The organism is Desulforudis sp. DRI-14, assembly GCF_052618305.1.
Genome location: NZ_JBQXEZ010000013.1, coordinates 15548 through 33100, shown reverse-complemented (window position 1 = coordinate 33100; position 17553 = coordinate 15548). Strand labels below are relative to the sequence as shown.

At 59.9% G+C, this 17553-nt stretch carries 18 protein-coding genes; all 18 read right to left on the bottom strand.

Features of this window, described 5'->3' with window-relative positions; translation table 11 throughout:
• Positions 1–975: a porphobilinogen synthase gene (gene hemB / locus ACUM6F_RS08575; protein ID WP_426377429.1), complete on the bottom strand. Its 975-nt coding sequence runs from the start codon at positions 973–975 to the stop codon at positions 1–3.
• A 34-nt stretch (positions 976–1009) separates the two neighbouring features.
• Positions 1010–2158, bottom strand: coding sequence for a radical SAM protein (locus tag ACUM6F_RS08570; protein ID WP_445348959.1), 1149 nt, complete (start codon positions 2156–2158; stop codon positions 1010–1012).
• Positions 2151–3683, bottom strand: a complete 1533-nt coding sequence (cobA, locus tag ACUM6F_RS08565) for a uroporphyrinogen-III C-methyltransferase (RefSeq protein WP_425622137.1) — start codon at positions 3681–3683, stop codon at positions 2151–2153. Before cobA ends, ACUM6F_RS08570 begins: the two co-directional genes overlap by 8 nt.
• A 2-nt stretch (positions 3684–3685) precedes the next feature.
• Positions 3686–4618 carry a hydroxymethylbilane synthase gene (hemC, locus tag ACUM6F_RS08560; RefSeq protein ID WP_425621960.1) on the bottom strand — a complete coding sequence of 311 codons (933 nt, stop codon included), beginning with the start codon at positions 4616–4618 and terminating at the stop codon, positions 3686–3688.
• Between the two features lie 33 nt (positions 4619–4651).
• Positions 4652–6001 (bottom strand): glutamyl-tRNA reductase, encoded by a 1350-nt coding sequence (gene hemA / locus ACUM6F_RS08555; protein ID WP_445348958.1) that lies wholly within the window; start codon positions 5999–6001, stop codon positions 4652–4654.
• Positions 5970–6611 carry a precorrin-2 dehydrogenase/sirohydrochlorin ferrochelatase family protein gene (locus ACUM6F_RS08550; protein ID WP_445348957.1) on the bottom strand — a complete coding sequence of 214 codons (642 nt, stop codon included), beginning with the start codon at positions 6609–6611 and terminating at the stop codon, positions 5970–5972. Before ACUM6F_RS08550 ends, hemA begins: the two co-directional genes overlap by 32 nt.
• A 69-nt stretch (positions 6612–6680) precedes the next feature.
• A complete protein-coding gene (locus tag ACUM6F_RS08545; RefSeq protein ID WP_445348956.1) occupies positions 6681–7637 on the bottom strand; it encodes a polyprenyl synthetase family protein in 957 nt (318 codons plus the stop codon).
• A gap of 83 nt (positions 7638–7720) precedes the next feature.
• On the bottom strand, positions 7721–8350 hold the full coding sequence (locus tag ACUM6F_RS08540; RefSeq protein WP_425621964.1) for a TraR/DksA C4-type zinc finger protein: 630 nt from the start codon (positions 8348–8350) through the stop codon (positions 7721–7723).
• 30 nt (positions 8351–8380) lie between these two features.
• Entirely contained in the window at positions 8381–8680 is a 300-nt protein-coding gene (locus ACUM6F_RS08535) for a DUF5665 domain-containing protein (protein WP_425621965.1), read from the bottom strand.
• A gap of 135 nt (positions 8681–8815) precedes the next feature.
• The gene (locus ACUM6F_RS08530; protein WP_425621966.1) at positions 8816–9946 is read right to left on the bottom strand and encodes a geranylgeranyl reductase family protein; all 1131 of its coding nucleotides are present in this window, start codon (positions 9944–9946) and stop codon (positions 8816–8818) included.
• A gap of 109 nt (positions 9947–10055) precedes the next feature.
• On the bottom strand, positions 10056–11432 hold the full coding sequence (locus ACUM6F_RS08525) for a PFL family protein (RefSeq protein WP_445348984.1): 1377 nt from the start codon (positions 11430–11432) through the stop codon (positions 10056–10058).
• A gap of 261 nt (positions 11433–11693) precedes the next feature.
• Positions 11694–11975, bottom strand: a complete 282-nt coding sequence (locus tag ACUM6F_RS08520; protein ID WP_425621968.1) for an ACT domain-containing protein — start codon at positions 11973–11975, stop codon at positions 11694–11696.
• Positions 11976–12064: 89 nt separating this feature from the next.
• Positions 12065–12949: a protein translocase subunit SecF gene (secF, locus tag ACUM6F_RS08515; protein ID WP_445348955.1), complete on the bottom strand. Its 885-nt coding sequence runs from the start codon at positions 12947–12949 to the stop codon at positions 12065–12067.
• A 14-nt stretch (positions 12950–12963) separates the two neighbouring features.
• Positions 12964–14199 carry a protein translocase subunit SecD gene (secD, locus tag ACUM6F_RS08510; RefSeq protein ID WP_425621970.1) on the bottom strand — a complete coding sequence of 412 codons (1236 nt, stop codon included), beginning with the start codon at positions 14197–14199 and terminating at the stop codon, positions 12964–12966.
• A gap of 52 nt (positions 14200–14251) precedes the next feature.
• Positions 14252–14911: an HD domain-containing protein gene (locus tag ACUM6F_RS08505; RefSeq protein WP_425621971.1), complete on the bottom strand. Its 660-nt coding sequence runs from the start codon at positions 14909–14911 to the stop codon at positions 14252–14254.
• A 19-nt stretch (positions 14912–14930) separates the two neighbouring features.
• Positions 14931–15203, bottom strand: coding sequence for a preprotein translocase subunit YajC (yajC, locus tag ACUM6F_RS08500; RefSeq protein ID WP_425621972.1), 273 nt, complete (start codon positions 15201–15203; stop codon positions 14931–14933).
• Between the two features lie 73 nt (positions 15204–15276).
• A complete protein-coding gene (gene tgt / locus ACUM6F_RS08495; protein WP_445348954.1) occupies positions 15277–16404 on the bottom strand; it encodes a tRNA guanosine(34) transglycosylase Tgt in 1128 nt (375 codons plus the stop codon).
• Between the two features lie 85 nt (positions 16405–16489).
• Positions 16490–17512 carry a tRNA preQ1(34) S-adenosylmethionine ribosyltransferase-isomerase QueA gene (gene queA, locus ACUM6F_RS08490; RefSeq protein ID WP_425621974.1) on the bottom strand — a complete coding sequence of 341 codons (1023 nt, stop codon included), beginning with the start codon at positions 17510–17512 and terminating at the stop codon, positions 16490–16492.
• Between the last annotated feature and the right edge of the window lie 41 nt (positions 17513–17553).

Sequence of the window (17553 nt, the reverse complement as noted above, 5' to 3'; positions counted from 1 at the left end):
TTATCCCTCCTTAAGCCACCTGGCGGCGTCTTTGGCGTGGTAAGTGATGATGATATCGGCGCCCGCCCGCTTCATCCCGGTCAGGGTTTCGAGAACAATAGCCTTTTCATTGACCCAGCCCCGCTCGGCGGCCGCCTTGACCATCGCGTACTCGCCGCTGACATTGTAGGCGGCCACCGGCATCAGGAACTCGTCCTTGATCCGTCTGATCACGTCCATATAGCTCAGCGCCGGTTTAACCATGACGATGTCGGCGCCTTCTGCAACGTCGAGGGCGACTTCGCGCAGAGCTTCGTCGGAGTTGGCCGCATCCATCTGGTAGGTCCGGCGGTCGCCGAACCGGGGGGTCGAAGCGCAGGCATCCCTGAAAGGACCGTAATACGCCGAGGCGTATTTCGCCGAATAGGCCATGATCGGTGTGCCGCTGAATCCCGCGGCATCCAGCGCCTCCCGTATGGCCCGCACCCTGCCGTCCATCATGTCGGACGGGGCCACCATGTCGGCCCCCGCCCGGGCATGGGATGCGGCGGTCCGGGCCAGGAGTTCCAGGGACGGGTCGTTCAAAATCTCCTGTCCCTCAACCACCCCGCAGTGCCCGTGGTTGGTATAGGCGCACAGGCACACGTCGGTCACTACCAGCAATTTGGGAAACGCCCTTTTTATCTCCCGCACCGCCCGTTGAACGACACCGTCTTCGCGATAGGCCTCGGAAGCCCGGTCGTCCTTGCGCGACGGCACGCCAAACAGCAGGACCCCGGGAATGCCAAGCTCAACCGCCCCAGCCACCTCTTCAAGCAAGGTGTCGGACGAATACCGGAAGATGCCGGGCATGGCCTCAACCGGCTGGCGCACGCCTTTTCCTTCGGCGGCGAAAACGGGATAGATCAGGTCGTCCACGCCAAGCACGGTCTCGCGGACCAGCCGGCGTATGCTGTCGTTCGCTCTCAGTCGCCGCATCCTTAGCTCAGGGAACAAAGCCACACAAAATCACCTCACTTTGCCTCTCACTTCATATACCGATCTCCTGATCGGTTAAATAGCAGGCGGGGTCCGAAGCCCAAGGGTCACCCGTCGCCGCCTCCGCCCGGGCCCGGAAATTGCCGTTGCAAACGTCCAGCCAGCGGCAGGAAGCGCAGCGCCCCTTCAGTAGACCGCAGCGGTTTTTAAGTCCGGCCATCAAGGGATTACTGATGTCGGTCCAGATGTCCCCGAAGCTTCTTTCGCGGACGTTGCCCAGCGTATGCCAGGGAGTAAACTGGTCGGGGTGTACGTTGCCCTGCCAGTCGACGGCGCCGATGGCAATACCGCTGCGGTTGCCCCCCGTTGCCAAAAGCAGGCTGAGGACGGCCTCGGCCCTTGCCGGGTCGCTTTCCTTAACCTTCAGATAAATGTAGACGGCGTCGGCGTGGTTGTCGACCGTCAGGATCTCTTTCCGATGGCCCCTGGCCAGCAGGTCGGCCGTCCGCCGCCAGATCAGGTCGATGGTCGCTCTTTTTTCCTCCGCGCTCAAGTCATAGTCGACAAGGCGGCTTCCCCTGCCTGTATAGACAAGATGGTAAAAGCAGGCCCTGTTAATGCCCTCGGCCTCGATCAGGTCAAAAATGGCGCCGAGTTCGCGGAAGTTGTATTTGGTAAGCGTGAACCTCAAGCCCACTCTCTGCCCTACGGCGACACAGTTGCGAATCCCTTCCAGGGCCGCCTCGAAAGCACCTTTGTAACCACGTAGGCGGTCATTCGTCTCTTTCAGCCCGTCCAGGCTGACGCCGACGTAGCCGACGCCCGTCTCTTTGAGGGCCCAGGCTTTCTCCCTGGTGATCAGCGTGCCGTTCGTGGAAACGACCGGCCGGACGCCTTTTTCCCTGGCGTACTGCGCCAGTTCGAAAAAGTCGGGGCGCAGCAAGGGTTCCCCGCCCGAAAAGAGGAGTACGGGGACGGAAAAATCAGCGAGGTCGTCGATAAACTTGCGGGCTTCAGCCGTAGTCATTTCCCCGGTACCGGGTTCGGCCGTCGCGTTGGCGTAACAATGGGCGCATTTCAAATTGCAGGCCTGCGTGGAATTCCAGACAACCACGGGGCCGACGGCCCCCCTCCCCCTTACATAACGGAGATGGTCGCCGCCTTCTTTTTGCCCGGATAAGATTTTAGAAATACTAAGCACTGCCTCGACTCCCGACGAAATATTTCTCCAATTCCCTGACCAGCCCGGGAATGGTGTGTTCCGAAGCTTCCACGTCCACGCGCAGGCCCAGCTCCCGCGCCGTCGCGCTCGTTACGGGACCGATGGATGCGACCGCGACGCCCGACAGCAGGGTCGGCGCGTCTCCGCCCAGGAGGCGCACGAGGTTTTTTGCGGTGGAGGAGCTGGTTAAAGTGACGGCGTGGACGCGTCCTTCTTCGAGCAGCCGGCGGACCTCGCCCGTGTTTTCGTCAACCGCCAGCGTGCGGTAGGCCGTCACCTCGGTGACCCGCGCCCCCGCCTCCGTCAGGGCATCGTTCAGGGCCTTGGGCGCGATGTCGGTGCGCGGAAGAAGGATCCTTTCATCTTTTTTAATCAGTTCCTTCAACCCTCGGGCGATCTCTTCGGCGCGGAATGCCTCGGGCACAAAGGCCGCGCGGAGGCCGAAGCCTTCAAGGACGCCGCGGGTCTGCGGTCCGATGGCTGCCAGCCGAACCCCGTGCAGTTCGCGGATGTCCCTGCCTAGGTCACGCAAGCGCCGGAAGAAATACTTCACGCCGTTGACGCTGGTGAAGATAATCCAGTCAAAGGTACCGGCCTGCGCAATCGCCCTATCCAGCGGCCCCCAGTCGGCCGGGGGTGCAATAGCGATGGTGGGAAACTCGTACGGCTCAGCCCCCAGCTCGCCGAGCGCTTCGGAAAGGGCGCTGGCCTGCTCGCGCGCCCGGGTGACCAGGACGCGTTTTCCGAAGAGGGGCCGTTTCTCGACCCAGCTCAGCACCGGCCGCAGTTTGCATACCTCGCCGACAACCACCACCGAGGGGTTTTTGACGCCGGCAGCCTTAACCTTTTGCACAATGTTTCCCAGGCTGCCTTCGACGGTAACCTGCTCGGGCCAGGTGCCCCAATGGATGACGGCGGCCGGGGTGTCCGGGGAGCGGCCGTGCTCGACGAGCTTGCCGACGATGTCGGGCAAATTGGCCATGCCCATCAGAAACACCAGGGTTCCGGCCCCCGTGGCCAGTTTGCCCCAGTCTATGTTGCTGTCCGGCTTGTGCGGGTCTTCGTTACCGGTCACTATAGCTACTGTAGCAGTAAAATCGCGGTGTGTTAAGGGAATACCCGCGTAAGCCGGGGCCGCGACGGCCGAAGTCACGCCGGGGACGATTTCGAAATCCAGGCCGCTCCCGGCCAGGTACTCGGCCTCCTCCCCTCCCCGGCCGAAAATAAAGGGGTCGCCCCCCTTGAGGCGGGCCACCTTTTTCCCGGCCCGGGCTCTTTCCGCCAGGATTTCGTTAATCGCGTCCTGGGTCAAATAGTGCCCTTCAGGCGATTTTCCGGCGTAGATAAGCTCGGCGTCGGCTCGTGCATAGGACAGTAAACGCCTGTTGATCAGGCGGTCGTAAACGATAACCTCTGCTTCCCTGATACACTCCAGGCCCCGCAGAGTCAACAGCTTGGGATCGCCCGGTCCCGCTCCGATCAGGTACACACATCCGCCACGCATCTTCAGCAAGACCCCTTACGTAACATTTCGAGTATGTCGCGCGCTCCCATATCCAAAAGCCTTTCGGCAAGAAGTTCCCCGATCGGGGCGGCTTCGTCGGGAAGACCGGCCACGGAGGCGCGGTAGAGGGGTTTGCCGTCAAGCCCGGCCACCATCGCCTCGAGCATTAGTTCCCCGCCCTCGACCTTTCCCAGGGCCCCGATCGGGACCTGGCACCCGCCTTCCAGCCTGCGCAGCAAGGCCCGCTCGGCCCGCACCGCGGCACTCGTTTCGGGGTCGTTGATCGCGCTGACCATCCTCAGCACCTCTTCGTCCTTCTCCCGGATCTCTATACCGAGAGCACCCTGCCCTACGGCGGGGAGACACACGGCGAACGGAATCCTTTCGGTAATCCGCCCGTCCAGCCCGAGGCGATGCAAGCCGGCCCAGGCCAGGATCAGGGCGTCCAACCGGTCCTCGTCGAGTTTCCGCAGCCGGGTCTGGACGTTCCCTCTGACCGGTATAACGCGAAAATCGGGGCGGTAAGCAAGCAGTTGGGCGGCCCGCCGCAAGCTGGAGGTGCCAAGACGCGCTCCCTCCGGCAGGGCATCGAGTCCGGTACCGTCGCGCGATACAAGGACGTCGCCGGGATACTCCCGGGCGGTTATCGCCCCGATGGTCAGACCTTTAGGTAAACCGGTCGGGACGTCTTTCATGCTGTGCACAGCGATGTCGGCCGTCCCGTCCAGCAGAGCCAGTTCAATCTCTTTTGTAAAAAGCCCTTTATCGCCTATCTTGGCCAGGGCCGTATCCAGGATGTTGTCCCCCGTGGTCTTGATCAGCCGTTTATGGAAACGAACTTCCGGGAATTTCTCCTGCAGCATCCTGATAACCAGGTTCGTCTGCTCCAGGGCCAGCGGGCTTGACCTGGTACCGACAACTATTTCCTTAACCATACCTTACATCCTTGCAAGTTATTAGCTTAAAGCTCAATCCTCGCCAGCCGATTTTATCTTTTGCGACACGCGCTTGTGCCTGTACTTGAGCCACTTGGACAGGTCCTTGTTCCATTCCGTGTCGAGGTCAAAAAGCTTCTGAAGGGCTTCGGCATAGGCCGCTCCGTTACCCGTCAGGGTATAAGTCTTCAGCCTGGTTACCGGTTCGTGAAGCAGCTGGTTCACGATGGCATTCGCCAGCGCGTTTATCACTTTGGCCTGGTGCTCGCTGACGTCGCCGAGACGGTTGAAAGCCCGCTGCAGTTCTTTTGCTTTAATTTCCTCGCCGCGCTTTTTCAGTGCCGCAACGGTCGGAGCGGTGAGGCGCACCCCAAGCGAACTGACGAACTCGTCGACGTCCCGGTCGATGATGGACTCGGCCGCGGCGGCCGCGCGCCGTCGTTCCGCGAGGTTGGAGTCAACCACGCTCTGCAGGCTGTCGATGTCGTGCAGCACCACGCCCGGGATGTGCCCGACCGCCGGATCGACGTCGCGGGGCACCGCGATATCGATGATGAACAGTTTTCGGGCTTCGCGCCGCCGGGACACCTCCTGCATCGGTTCGGGCTTGATCACGTAATGGTGGGCCGCGGTGGCGCTGATGACGATGTCGGCGACCTCGATCCAGCGGTAGAGGTCGTCGAACCTGACCGCCCGCCCTCCGAATTGTTCAGCCAGCTGCTGCGCCCGGTCGAACGAGCGGTTGGACACGATCACGCCGGCGATACCGTTGGCGATCAGGTGCTTGACGGTAAGCTCGCTCATCTTGCCCGCACCGACGATGAGAACGACGCGGCCCTCGAGCGAGCCGAGAGACTGGCGGGCCAGTTCCACGGCGGCGTAGCTGATGGATACGGGGTTGCGGTCGATGCCCGTCTCGGCCCGCACCCTCTTTCCCACGGCCAGCGCGTGCTGGAAGACCAGGTTCAGGAGCCAGTTCACCGTTCCCGCATCGCAGGCGATCTTGTAGGCCTGCTTGACCTGCCCGAGGATCTGCGTCTCACCAAGGACCATGGAATCGATGCCGGCACTGACCCTAAAGAGATGTCTCACCGCATCAGCCAGCAGGTACGTGTACGTATAGGCCTGCATCCCTTCCGCCGGACTGCCGCAGTGGGCCGAGAGAAAACGCCAGATGCTGTCGATGCGTTCTTCAACGGTTAGCGCCGCGTATACCTCGGTGCGGTTGCATGTCGAGATGATCACGCAACCCTCGATCCCGCCGTAGCCGGCCAGGCGCGTCAAGGCATCCTGCAGTTCCTGCTCGGAAAAGGCAAGCCGTTCCCGTACCGCAACGGGCGCCGTCCGGTGGTTAAGACCTACTACCGCAAGCAACAGAATCAACCAACTCCTTTGCCCTGCCCAAATCGCCCCGGCGCAAGGCGGACATCACTTCATCGGAAAGGCAGCTCTCCAGTAAACCTGCTTTGGTCTCGTCGTCGGGAGACTCCCTGATGATCTCGGCTCTCTTGGCCCCCAGGTAGTCGAGAAACTGCGCGTAGACATCCCCGTAAAGGCTTTCCAGTTCTTCGCGGATCTTGCGGGCCAGCAGCGGGCTTTTCCCCGCCGTCGACACGGCCAGGACGAGGTCGCCCCTGCGTACCGTGGCGGGGACATAAAAGTTGCAGTTGGCCGGATCGTCCACCGCGTTGATCAACACGCGCTCCCGGGCGCACTCCCGGGCAACCTTCCCGTTGGTGCCGGGATCATTGGTGGCGCTGATCACCAGGAAATGCCCCCGGACGTCGCCGTCCCGGTAGCGCCTGGGCAGGTAACCCGCCAGCCCTTGGTCCACGATGTCCTGCAGCGACGGCGTGAGTTCGGGGCTGACGATGTTCACCCTGGCGCCTGCCGCCAGCAGGGAACGTACCTTGCGCTCGGCCACCCGCCCCCCGCCCACAACCAGGCATGGCTGGCCTTCCAGGCGGATCATTACCGGATAAAGCACTGCCATAGCTCAATCCCATCCAAACAAGCACTCAGCACTCTTACGGTCCTAAGTGCTTAATGCTCAACGCCCATACTAGTAGCTGCGGACCTTAACAAAGTCAGCGATCCTCTCCAGGGTTTCCCGGGCCGGTACGGCGGGCAGCTTGTTCAACTGCTCCTTGGCCTTGCGCAGGTAGCTGTGAGCCACCCCGAAGGCATACTCGACCCCGCCGCACGACCTGGTGATTTCGATGGCCTCGGTAATGGCCGCCGGCGTCTTACGGGCATGCCGGACGATCTCGGCCAGCCGCTTCCTTGCAGGGCTCTCGCGCAAGGCGAAAATGACGGGGAGGGTGATGATTCCCTGCCGCAGGTCGCCGCCCACCGGTTTCCCGAGTCGTTTCTCATCGGCTACCATATCAAGGATATCGTCGGTAACCTGAAAAGCCATTCCGAGGAAATGGCCGTAACGCCCGAGAGGATGGTATATCCCCCGCGGTGAGCCGGTCGCGACCGCCCCAAGCTTACAGCTGGCTTCAATCAAAACCGCCGTCTTGCGCCGGATTCGCCGCAGGTAGTTCCGCAGGTTGGCGGTATTAAGGCTGTCCATCTGGATAAACTCGCCCTCGCACATCATTACGCAAGCACGTGCCAACTCCTGGGCGATCATCGGGTTCTCGTACCGCGAGATGAGGATGAGCGCCCGGACAAACAGGAAATCACCCGTGTGGGTGGAGATCTTGTCGCCCCAGAGGGCTTTTACCGTAGGCGTGCCGCGCCTGGTTTCAGCCGCGTCCACAACGTCATCGTGGACCAGGGTAGCCATGTGGATCAACTCCAGGGCCACGGCTAGCGGCACGATCCTCTCCGGGTCATAATTGTAAAACTTCCCGCAAAGAAGTGCAAAGGCCGGTCGCAGTCGCTTGCCGCCGGCCTTGAAAAGGTGGCTGGACGTTTCCGTAAGCAGTGGCTCCGAGCTCTCCAGCACCTTGTTCAATTCGCGCTCCACAAGTTGCAGGTCGTCCCGGATTTCGTCAAGGAGTGGCAGCATTCTCCAAGAAACCTCTCTCTTGTCTCTGGGCGATACCCCCACTTAATTCGCTGGCAAGGTAAAAAATCCTTCCCCTGCCTTCATCAACCACCGGTTCCCTCGGGGATCCGGTCATCCAGCCTGTTGTCCTCGTAAAGCATTCCGTCTTCAATGGTGTAGGGGATAGCGTCGACGTCGACAACAGCGCTGCGGTCTTCGCCTTCCACTTCCTCAATTTCCGTTGAAAGCCCGTGCTGGGCGACATCCTGCCAGGTGTCCTCGCGGTCGTATTCAAAGCTGCCGTCAAAGGAAGGCGCGTAAGGGTACTGGATAACTTCTTCCTCGACAGGCCGTGCGCGCCTGACCCCCTCCTGCTCCCGAGCCAGTTTGCAGTCCTGGCACATCGTCGTGTAGGGCACTGCTTCAAGCCGTTCCGGAGGTATCTCTCTGCCGCAGTTCTCACAGACGCCGTAAGTACCGTTGTCCATGTGCTGCAGGGCGTCGTTGATGGCGCGTATGGTCAGCCGGGCGTTCTCTTCCAGGGAAAGGTCTTTGCTTCTCTCAAAGGTCTCGGAACCGATGTCGGCCGGATGGTTATCGTAAAACGAGAGCTCGCCTATCGTGTCCTCGAGAGCGGCCGTCATTGTTGACCGTATGGACTGGATTCTTTCCACCAGTTCGGCCTTCTCGTCGAGAAGGCGCTTTTTGAAATGCTGCAGTTGTACTTGTTCCAATACCGTACCCCCTGAATACGACTAAATATGCTAGGTACCGAGGTTCAGCTGCACGAGTTGCACGATCCTGGCGATGAACTCGCTTATGCCGGGCAGGTTCAACAGGACGAGGCGCTGCAGGACCAGCAGCAGAAGCGCCCCTAAGATCGTAAATCCCACGGCAATACCGAGGCCCCTGGCGATACCCGTGAGAAAGTTAAGAAAGAGAAGCCGCCAGGGACGTTCAAGAAGAGTGACATACTCGGCCAGTCTCATTTTTTCCATATTGACCGACAGCTCGCGCACCTTTTCGGTCAGCGTCCGTAACAGAACTTGCTGGTCCTGCTCCATGGTTCCCTCCAGTAACCGGCTCTGGTATCAGTATTTACTTACTTAGGCCGGGCAAATCATTAAAAAATAGGGACCCCGGGATTTTCAACAGCCCAATGGACCCCTTTCAGCCCATTTGCTCGGATCAGAACAATCTTAAAACAATCTTGACCGTAGGCCACGCCACACGGTCTTCTTGAGCACCCGCCAAAGCTGGCGGTGACTCCCCGTGTAAAGCTGGCCCCATAGCTCCTTGAGCAATTCGGGACGTTTCATCAGGTAGGTCAGGACCCAGTGATTCAAGCCGTAGAAGACGTTCGCCAGGCGGCGCGCCAGGCGCATTTCGCCCAGTATCTCCTTTTCCACCGCCGACTGGTAATGCCGGATGACCCTTTCGGCTTTGCCTCCGCTATCCCGCAGGGCCTGGGCGGCCAGCCAACCCGACAGGCATGCGTTATAGATGCCTTCCCCGGTGAACGGGTCGGCCAGCCCGGCGGCGTCACCCACGAGGATGACCCGGCCCCGGGCCACCGTACGCTCACCCAGGGCGTCAAAAGGCATGGGAAAGGCCTGCCGGCGTATCGTCCGCAGGCGGCCCATACCGAGACGGCTTATATATGCGTTCAGGAAGGATTGCAACGGGCGGGCGGGCGTAGTGAAACAGCCCACGCCGACATTAAGGTGGTCCTGCTTGGGGAAGACCCATCCATACCCCCCGGGGACGGCGGCAAAATCGACCTCCAGAGAACCGCACCGCCTCTTCAGGGTTTCTTCATCGGCAGCCATCTCGGCCACAGCGGCTATGCCCCTTACAGGGGGACGCCCGAACAAACGGGCGACGATGCTGTGCGCGCCGTCCGCGCCCACGACGAACTTGCCCCGGTAGCTATTTCCGGCGGTCCGGCATACAACATCCTGCGGGCCGTCCACGACGCTTGCCACTTCCTCCCCCTCAATTACCGCAGCGCCGGCGGCACGGGCGGCCTCGATCAAGTGACGGTCGAACCGGGCACGGTTAACCATGTAACAGATGGGACTGTCCCATTCGAGATTCAGTGAGAGATGATAGGTTACCGTCGCCCGCCGGGCCGTGTCCTCAACCACGTCCTGCCAGGCGAACGGCAAAACACCGGCCGTTTTCGGAGTTACGCCGCCGCCGCAGGGCTTTGACCGGGGAAGCGGTTTTCTCTCCAGCAAAACGACCTCTATCCCCGCCCGGGCAAGGTGGTATGCAGTTATGGCTCCTCCGGGGCCGGCACCCACAACAATCACTTCGTGACTCTTCATCGCCATCAACTGCCGTTACGGCCGCTTTGCGACCCAAACTTGGATTCGTCACTTATAGCTTAATGCTTACAGCTTAACCTGATGCCAACTAAAGGCCGTTCATCGGCCTTTAGTTGTTCAAACTTCCGATCGGAGCCGGAACACGCCCGCCCCGCAGCACGAATCCAGCCCCGGAGTATCCGCTTACGGGCATTACCGGGGCCCGGCCGAGCAGGCCGCCGAATTCCACGTAGTCACCCGGTTTTTTACCCGGGGCCGGAATGATGCGCACCGCCGTGGTTTTCCTGTTGACGACGCCGATGGCGATTTCGTCGGCGATAATGGCGGCGATGTTTTCGGCCGAGGTATCGCCGGGCACGGCGATCATGTCAAGCCCTACTGAGCATACTGCAGTCATTGCTTCCAGTTTTTCAAGGCTGAGGGCGCCCTTTTCGACGGCCCTGATCATCCCGGCGTCTTCGCTCACGGGGATAAAGGCCCCCGACAAACCGCCCACGTAACTGGAGGCCATCGCCCCGCCCTTCTTCACCGCGTCGTTGAGCAGGGCCAGGGCCGCCGTCGTGCCCGGCGCACCGCAGGCCTCGAGGCCCATAGCCTCCAGGATATCCGCAACGCTGTCCCCTACCGCCGGCGTGGGGGCCAGGGAAATGTCGACGATGCCGAAGGAAACGCCCAACCGTTCGGCGGCCACCCTGCCCACCAACTCGCCCATCCGGGTAATCTTAAAGGCCGTCTTTTTGACCGCCTCCGCCAGTTCACCCAAGTCGGCGTTTCCCAGCTTCGCGACGACAGCCTTCACCACCCCGGGCCCGCTGACCCCGACGTTAATCACTGATTCAGGCTCGCCGGCCCCGTGAAAAGCTCCGGCCATGAAGGGGTTATCCTCCGGGGCGTTGGCAAACACGACAAGCTTGGCGCAGGCCAGCGCGTCCCGGTCGGCGGTCCTGGCAGCCGCTTCCTTGATCACCCGTCCCATCTTGCAGATGGCGTCCATATTGATGCCCGCCTTGGTGGAGGCGACATTTACCGACGAACAAACCCGTTCAGTGGCTGCCAGAGCCTCGGGTATGCAAGAAATCAGCAATTCATCGCCCGAGGTGAACCCCTTGTGGACAAGAGCGGAAAACCCACCGATGAAGTTCACGCCCACCTCGGCGGCGGCCCGGTCGAGAGCGGCAGCGAGTTTAAGGCACCCTTCGGCATCCCAACCGTCGACAAGAAGGGCGGCGGGGGTAACGGCAATGCGTTTGTTGACGATAGGGATGCCGTACTCGCGCTCGATTGCATCCCCGACTTTTACGAGGTCGCACCCGACAAGGGTAATCTTGTCGTAAACGCGCCGGCACACCTCCTCGCTGTCCCGGCCCGCGCAGTCGCGCAGGGAAATACCCATGGTGATGGTCCGGACGTCGAGGTGCTCCTGCTGGATCATATTGATCGTTTCCAGGATTTCATATATCGTCAGCAAAACAATCCCTCCGGACATTTCGGCATTCGGCATTCAGCGTTCAGCATTCAGATAGGGGAGCATTTACGTCCGCGTGCGGGAACGCTCTGTGCCTCTACTCTAACGGGACCTGTCAAAAACGAGCATGGCGCGGAAGGCGCTTGCGAGGTGAGTCGTGGGAAGTTGGAAGTAGGAAACAATTATGTAGGAATTCGCGCGGCGAATTCCATCGAGAACGCACCTCTGACCTCCCACCTCACACTTCCCAAAGGGTAGGCGCAGTTTTTTCACAGGTCTCCTCTAAATGCGGTGCATATACCTGTAGGCGTCCTCATGCTGTGCCTCGATGCGCACGCCGAGCTCCCGCGACTTCCGGTCGAGCTGCTCTTTGAGCTCGCTCAGGTCGACAGTCGACCGGCTCATGTCGGCGATGATAATCATCGCGAAAAACTCCTGCAGGATCGTCTGGCTGATATCCAAGATGTTAATGTTGTCCTCGGCCAGCACCTGGGCTACGCCGGCGATCAACCCTACACGATCCTGGCCGATTACGGTAACGATAATCCGGTTCGATTTCTGCACCGTCCCGCCTCCTGTCTCATTCCTGCCCGTAAAACCGGAAATGCCCGGCGCACCGGGCTACCGGGCAGATACATACTGACGTGAACGGGCTAGGCTCTCACCCTGCCCGCCTGCTTGGCGCCGTCAAAACGCTTCTTCAAGTCGACCCACAGGGGGCTGGCCGTAAAGATTGACGAATAGACGCCGCTGATAACACCGATAAGGAGAGCCGTTACGAAGACCTTGATGGTTGTCCCGCCGAAGAACAGGAGGGCCAGCAGCATAAAGACCACGGCGAGCACCGTATTGATGGACCGGGCCAGCGTCTGCCGGATGCTCACGTTCACCAGTTCCTCGACCGGTTTTCCCTTCAAAGCGCCCTTGGAGTTTTCGCGGATGCGGTCAAAGATAATGATCGTGTCGTTGATTGAATAACCCAGGACGGTCAGGACAGCCGCCACAAAGCTGGAGTCTACCTCCAACTGGAGAAGGGAAAAGGCACCGAGTGTAATGAGGCCGTCATGCAGGAGCGCCGCCACGGCGGCGACACCTTGTTTAAACTCAAAACGCCAGGAAATATAGATGAGCATTAAGACGGAGGCTATCCCCAGCGCAGCCAGGGCGCGACCGGTTAGCTCCCTGCTGATGACGGCGGCGACATGCTCGTTACGTAAAACGGTCAGGTCACCCGCCTTTTCCCTGAGACCGGCGATGACTTTTTCGCTTTCCTGCTCGCTCAACTCCCTGGTACGGATGATTACTTCCCGCTGCCCGCTGCTCTGCACCGGGCTGTTCTCAAGGTTGAAATCTTTCAAAATATTACGTACCTGCTCCACCGACACATCCTTCTCAAACCGGACTTCCATCAGATTACCGCCGGTAAAGTCTATTCCCTCGTTGAGCCCCTGTACGAAGAGGGAGATGATCCCGGGGATGATGATCAGCAGCGACAGGATGTACCAGTACTTGCGTCTTCCTACAAAATCAAAAGTCACCTTCGTCCCTCCCCTTATGCTCCGTACAGCTTATTGTTCTTGATGAGTCCGGTCCCCGCCGTCAGGTGCAGCAGGCTGCGCGTCATCGTAATGGCGGTGAACATGCTCACCGCGATACCGATCGTCAGCGTTACGGCAAAGCCTTTGATCGGCCCCGTGCCGAAGTAGTACAGCACAACGGCGGCGATGACCGTCGTCAGGTTGGCGTCGAAGATGGCGACAAAGGCGCGCTTGAACCCAACGTCGATAGCGGATCGCAGTGTGCGCCCCGCCCTGAGTTCCTCCTTGAGCCTTTCAAAAATGATGATGTTGGCGTCGATAGCCACGGCGAGCGATAAGAGGAACCCGGCGATGCCCGGCAGGGTCAGGGTAACGTTGAACGCCGCAAAAAGCGCCAGCATAATCAAGGCATAAATCCAAAGGGCCACGTTGGCGATCAGACCGGGCACCCGGTAGTAGGCAATCATAAACAGCGCGATCACCGCAAAGCCCAGAATACCGGCATTGATCGATCTATGCAGGGAATCGGCGCCCAGCGTGGGACCGACCGTTCTTTTCTCGATTACTTCCAGCTTAACCGGCAGCGCGCCGGAACGCAGGAGCACAGCGATCTGGTGGGCCTCATCAAGGGTGGCGTAACCGGTGATCCTGGCCTGGCCGTTCAGAATCGGCTCTTGAACCACGGGGTTCTGCAGCAACTGGCCGTCCAGGTAAATCCCGATAGGCCGGCCTACGTTGGCCCTGGTTATCTCGGCGAACTTAGCCGCGCCTTCCTTGCTGAACGTCAGGTTAACCTCCGCCTGCCCGCCGCCGGGATCCAAGGCTTCCTTGGCGTCAACCAGGTCTTTACCGGTGATAACCGTCTTCCCGTCCTCGGTTTTAAACTCCAGGAAGGCGGCCTTGATAAGCGTTTGGACCATCTCGTCGGGGTCCTTGCCGCCGGCGATCTCGACGATGATCCGACGGTCGCCCTGCTGCTGGATGATCGGCTCGGTCACGCCGAACTGGTCGATACGGTTCCTCAGGATGGCCATGGCTTTATTCATCGAATCCTGCGTAACCCTGGCTTCCGGCGTGTCCTGGGCCTGCAAGACCACGTGGACGCCTCCCTGCAGGTCGAGACCCAGTTTGATGTCCTTGGTAAGGGGCAGCCATGGCAAGCTGCCGAAAACAGGTTTAAAAGCCAGGACACCGACGAATGCTGCCGCGGCTAAAATAACCAGGAGCTTCACAACGTTGTCCCATCTCAAAGTACGTTCCCCCCATACCGCGAGTAAATAAAACCTGTTTGGAACAGAACTCTTAAAGCAGTTTGGCGCCGTTGATCACCAGTTCGAAACTGGATTTCAGGAAACTCGCTGCTCGACGGCACAATGTCATCCGGAGCAGGAAAATCTCAAAATACTCCATCACGGGGCAGATTTCAATATCGATGGTCAACTCGAGCGTGATCGCGCGGCGCTCCTCGTTCACCCACAAAAAGGAGTGCTCCACCGCATAGTTGACGCGGTCGTGGATGTCGAAGGTGGCAAAATCGGGGTTGCGTACGCGTGAGCGGTGCACGTCCGACTTGTCAGCCAGGATCAAGGCAGCGGCCACGTCGTTGACAGGCTGGCCGTATTGTTCCTCGTGGTTGGCAATAGCGGAAATAACGGTAGCCAGCTCGTCAGGCGGCATGCCCATCTGGTTTAGAATGTTAAAGCAGATATGGGCGCCTGAGATCCCGTGATCGTTGCGGCTGACCACGTTCCCCACGTCGTGGAGGTAGCCGGCGATGGCTGCCAGTTCACACTCTCTTTCTGGGTAGCCCAATCTTTCCAGAATGTTCCGCGCGATACTGGAAACCAGGTTGACGTGCCGGTAACTATGCTCGGTAAAACCCATAGCCCCGAGAAACTGGTTGCCTTTACGGATGAAACTGTCAATGATTGGGTTGGCCTTCACGTCCCGGAGTGTGATCAAACGCCCGGCCTCCCTGAATCTAGCTCAGTTCTCCCTGGACAACCTGCGCGATTGAAGCCTTGAGCACCTCTATCCGGACGTTGTCGGCAACACGCAGGATCACCGAATTGTCCTTTATCTTTACGATGGTGCCGAAGATACCGCCCGCAGTGATGACGTTGTCATTCACCTTGAGGCTGCGCAACATTTCCAGGTGCTTCTTCCGCTGCTGCTGCTGAGGACGAATCATCAGAAAATAAAATAAAGCGCCCAGGCCGAGGATGTATAAAATAGAAACCAATTCGGGGTTCATAACCCAGACCTCCTTTCTCATAAGGGGTAATAATTCTTTTTGGTTTTGCCCATTTCCTGTCTACCACTGTAGTTTAATTAGATTTTTGGTTCCCTGTCAAATAATCCTTTAGGAAGCCGTCCTTCAGGAACTGAAACCGGTCTTCCCGGATCGCCCGGCGGATCTCCGCCGTCAGGTCAAGGACGAAGGCCAGGTTGTGGATCGTCGCCAGGCGCAGGCCCAGGACCTCGCCCGCCCGGAATAAGTGGTGCAGGTAGGCCCGGGTATAATTCACGCAGGTATAGCATCCGCATTCCGCGTCCACCGGGACGAAGGAGCGGGCGTGCACGGCGTTTTTGATCACCAGGCGCCCGGTACGCGTCAGCAGCGCCCCGTGACGGGCCATCCGCGTGGGCAGAACGCAGTCGAACATGTCCACGCCTCGGGCCACCCCTTCCAAAATGCAGTCCGGAGACCCCACGCCCATTAAATACCGTGGTTTGTCCTCCGGTATGTGCGGGATCGTCCACTCCAGGGCTTCATACATCAGCGGCTTGGGTTCCCCGACGCTCAAGCCCCCGATACCGAATCCCGGGAAGTTCATGGCCGCCAGTTCCCTGGCGCTTCGTTCCCGCAGGTCTTTGTATACCGAACCCTGCACGATTCCGAAGAGCGTTTGGCCGGGGTTGCGTTTGGAGACCAGCGACCTTTCCGCCCAGAGGGTTGTCCGCCTTAAGGCTTCAACGGCCTCCGCGTACGAACAGGGATACGGGACGCATTCATCCAGGACCATGCAAATGTCCGACCCCAGAGCATCCTGGATCTCCACGACCTTTTCCGGCGTAAAAAGGTGTTCCGAGCCGTCAATGTGCGAACGGAAAAGCACGCCTTCGTCGGTAATCTTGCGCAACGGCGCGAGGCTGAACACCTGGAAGCCCCCGCTGTCGGTCAGGATAGGACCGTCCCAGCGCATGAAACGGTGCAATCCTCCGGCCTCACGAATGAGTTCGTGCCCCGGGCGAAGGTAAAGGTGGTAGGTGTTGGACAGGATGATCCGCGCTCCCAAGTCTCGTACTTCCTCGGGGGTCATCGTCTTGACGGTGGCCTGCGTGCCGACGGGCATGAAGACGGGCGTCTCCACCTCGCCGTACGGGGTTTTAAGCAATCCCAGCCGCGCCCCGGTATCCTTGTCCTGTTTTAAAACGGCGAACTTGATGGTCATGTGCGCTCCCAATCGTCAGTGTGTCTAGTTGAACTTGGTAGATAACTCCAGCGCCTAACGCCCAATGCCGGGCCACTCAGTGGCCCTACACAACCAGCATCGCGTCGCCGAAGCTGAAGAACCGGTATTCCCGTTTCACCGCCTCGGCGTAAGCCTGCAGGATCAACTCGCGCCCGGCGAAGGCGCTGAGCATCATCAACAGCGTCGACCGGGGCAGGTGGAAATTGGTGACCAGCGCGTCGACAGCCTTAAAGCGGTACCCGGGATAGATAAAGAGGTTTGACCAACCCGTGCCCGCGCGGACCAGCCCGTCCTCTCCCGCGGCGCTCTCCAGGCAGCGCGTACTGGTCGTGCCGATGGCGACAACCCGCCGCCCTTCCCGCTTCGCCGCATTGACCGCCAGGCTTGTCCCCTCCGGGACGGCGTAATACTCCGTATGCATCTCGTGCTTGGAGATGTCGTCCACCTTAACCGGGCGGAAGGTATCCAGCCCGATGTGCAGGACCACGGAGGCGATTTGCACGCCCTTGGTCCGGAGCGTTTCCAGCAACTCCGGCGTAAAGTGCATCCCCGCCGTGGGCGCGGCGGCTGAACCCGGGCTACGCGCGTATACGGTCTGATATCTCTCCGCGTTGCCCAAGGGTTTCCTGATGTACGGCGGAAGGGGTACGTGCCCCACACGCGCAAGTACGGATTCAAAGGACCCCTCATACATAAAGACAATCTCCCGGCCCCCCGAGGGCGTCCGGGCGACAACTTCTCCCAGCAATTCGGGGCCGAACTCGACCCTCGCCCCAGGCTGGAGTCTCCGGCCGGGCCGGACCAGGCACTCCCAGCGGTCGGGGCCGGTCGGGTGGAGCAAGAGGACCTCCACCCGGCCCGCCGTTTTGCTCTTCCTTCCGAACAAACGGACCGGCAAGACCTTGGTCTCGTTAACGACCATGAGGTCGCCCGCTTGGAGGTAGGCAACAATCTCGGGGAACAGCCGGTGTTCGATAACACCCGTGCGGCGATGTACAACCATGAGCCTCGAGGCGTCCCTGCGCTCTAAAGGCTCCTGGGCGATTAATCTTTCCGGCAGTTCATAGTCAAAGTCCTGCAGTCGCATAACAACCCCCTAAGAACGGCTGTAGGCTTTAAGCCGTAGGA

Bases quoted from the DNA above. Each gene is read 5' to 3' on its own strand.
- cobA (WP_425622137.1), bottom strand. From the start codon at position 3,683: ATGCGTGGCGGATGTGTGTACCTGATCGGAGCGGGACCGGGCGATCCC.
- hemC (WP_425621960.1), bottom strand. From the start codon at position 4,618: ATGGTTAAGGAAATAGTTGTCGGTACCAGGTCAAGCCCGCTGGCCCTG.
- ACUM6F_RS08550 (WP_445348957.1), bottom strand. From the start codon at position 6,611: ATGGCAGTGCTTTATCCGGTAATGATCCGCCTGGAAGGCCAGCCATGC.
- ACUM6F_RS08545 (WP_445348956.1), bottom strand. From the start codon at position 7,637: ATGCTGCCACTCCTTGACGAAATCCGGGACGACCTGCAACTTGTGGAG.
- ACUM6F_RS08535 (WP_425621965.1), bottom strand. From the start codon at position 8,680: ATGGAGCAGGACCAGCAAGTTCTGTTACGGACGCTGACCGAAAAGGTG.
- ACUM6F_RS08530 (WP_425621966.1), bottom strand. From the start codon at position 9,946: ATGAAGAGTCACGAAGTGATTGTTGTGGGTGCCGGCCCCGGAGGAGCC.
- ACUM6F_RS08525 (WP_445348984.1), bottom strand. From the start codon at position 11,432: ATGTCCGGAGGGATTGTTTTGCTGACGATATATGAAATCCTGGAAACG.
- yajC (WP_425621972.1), bottom strand. From the start codon at position 15,203: ATGAACCCCGAATTGGTTTCTATTTTATACATCCTCGGCCTGGGCGCT.
- tgt (WP_445348954.1), bottom strand. From the start codon at position 16,404: ATGACCATCAAGTTCGCCGTTTTAAAACAGGACAAGGATACCGGGGCG.
- queA (WP_425621974.1), bottom strand. From the start codon at position 17,512: ATGCGACTGCAGGACTTTGACTATGAACTGCCGGAAAGATTAATCGCC.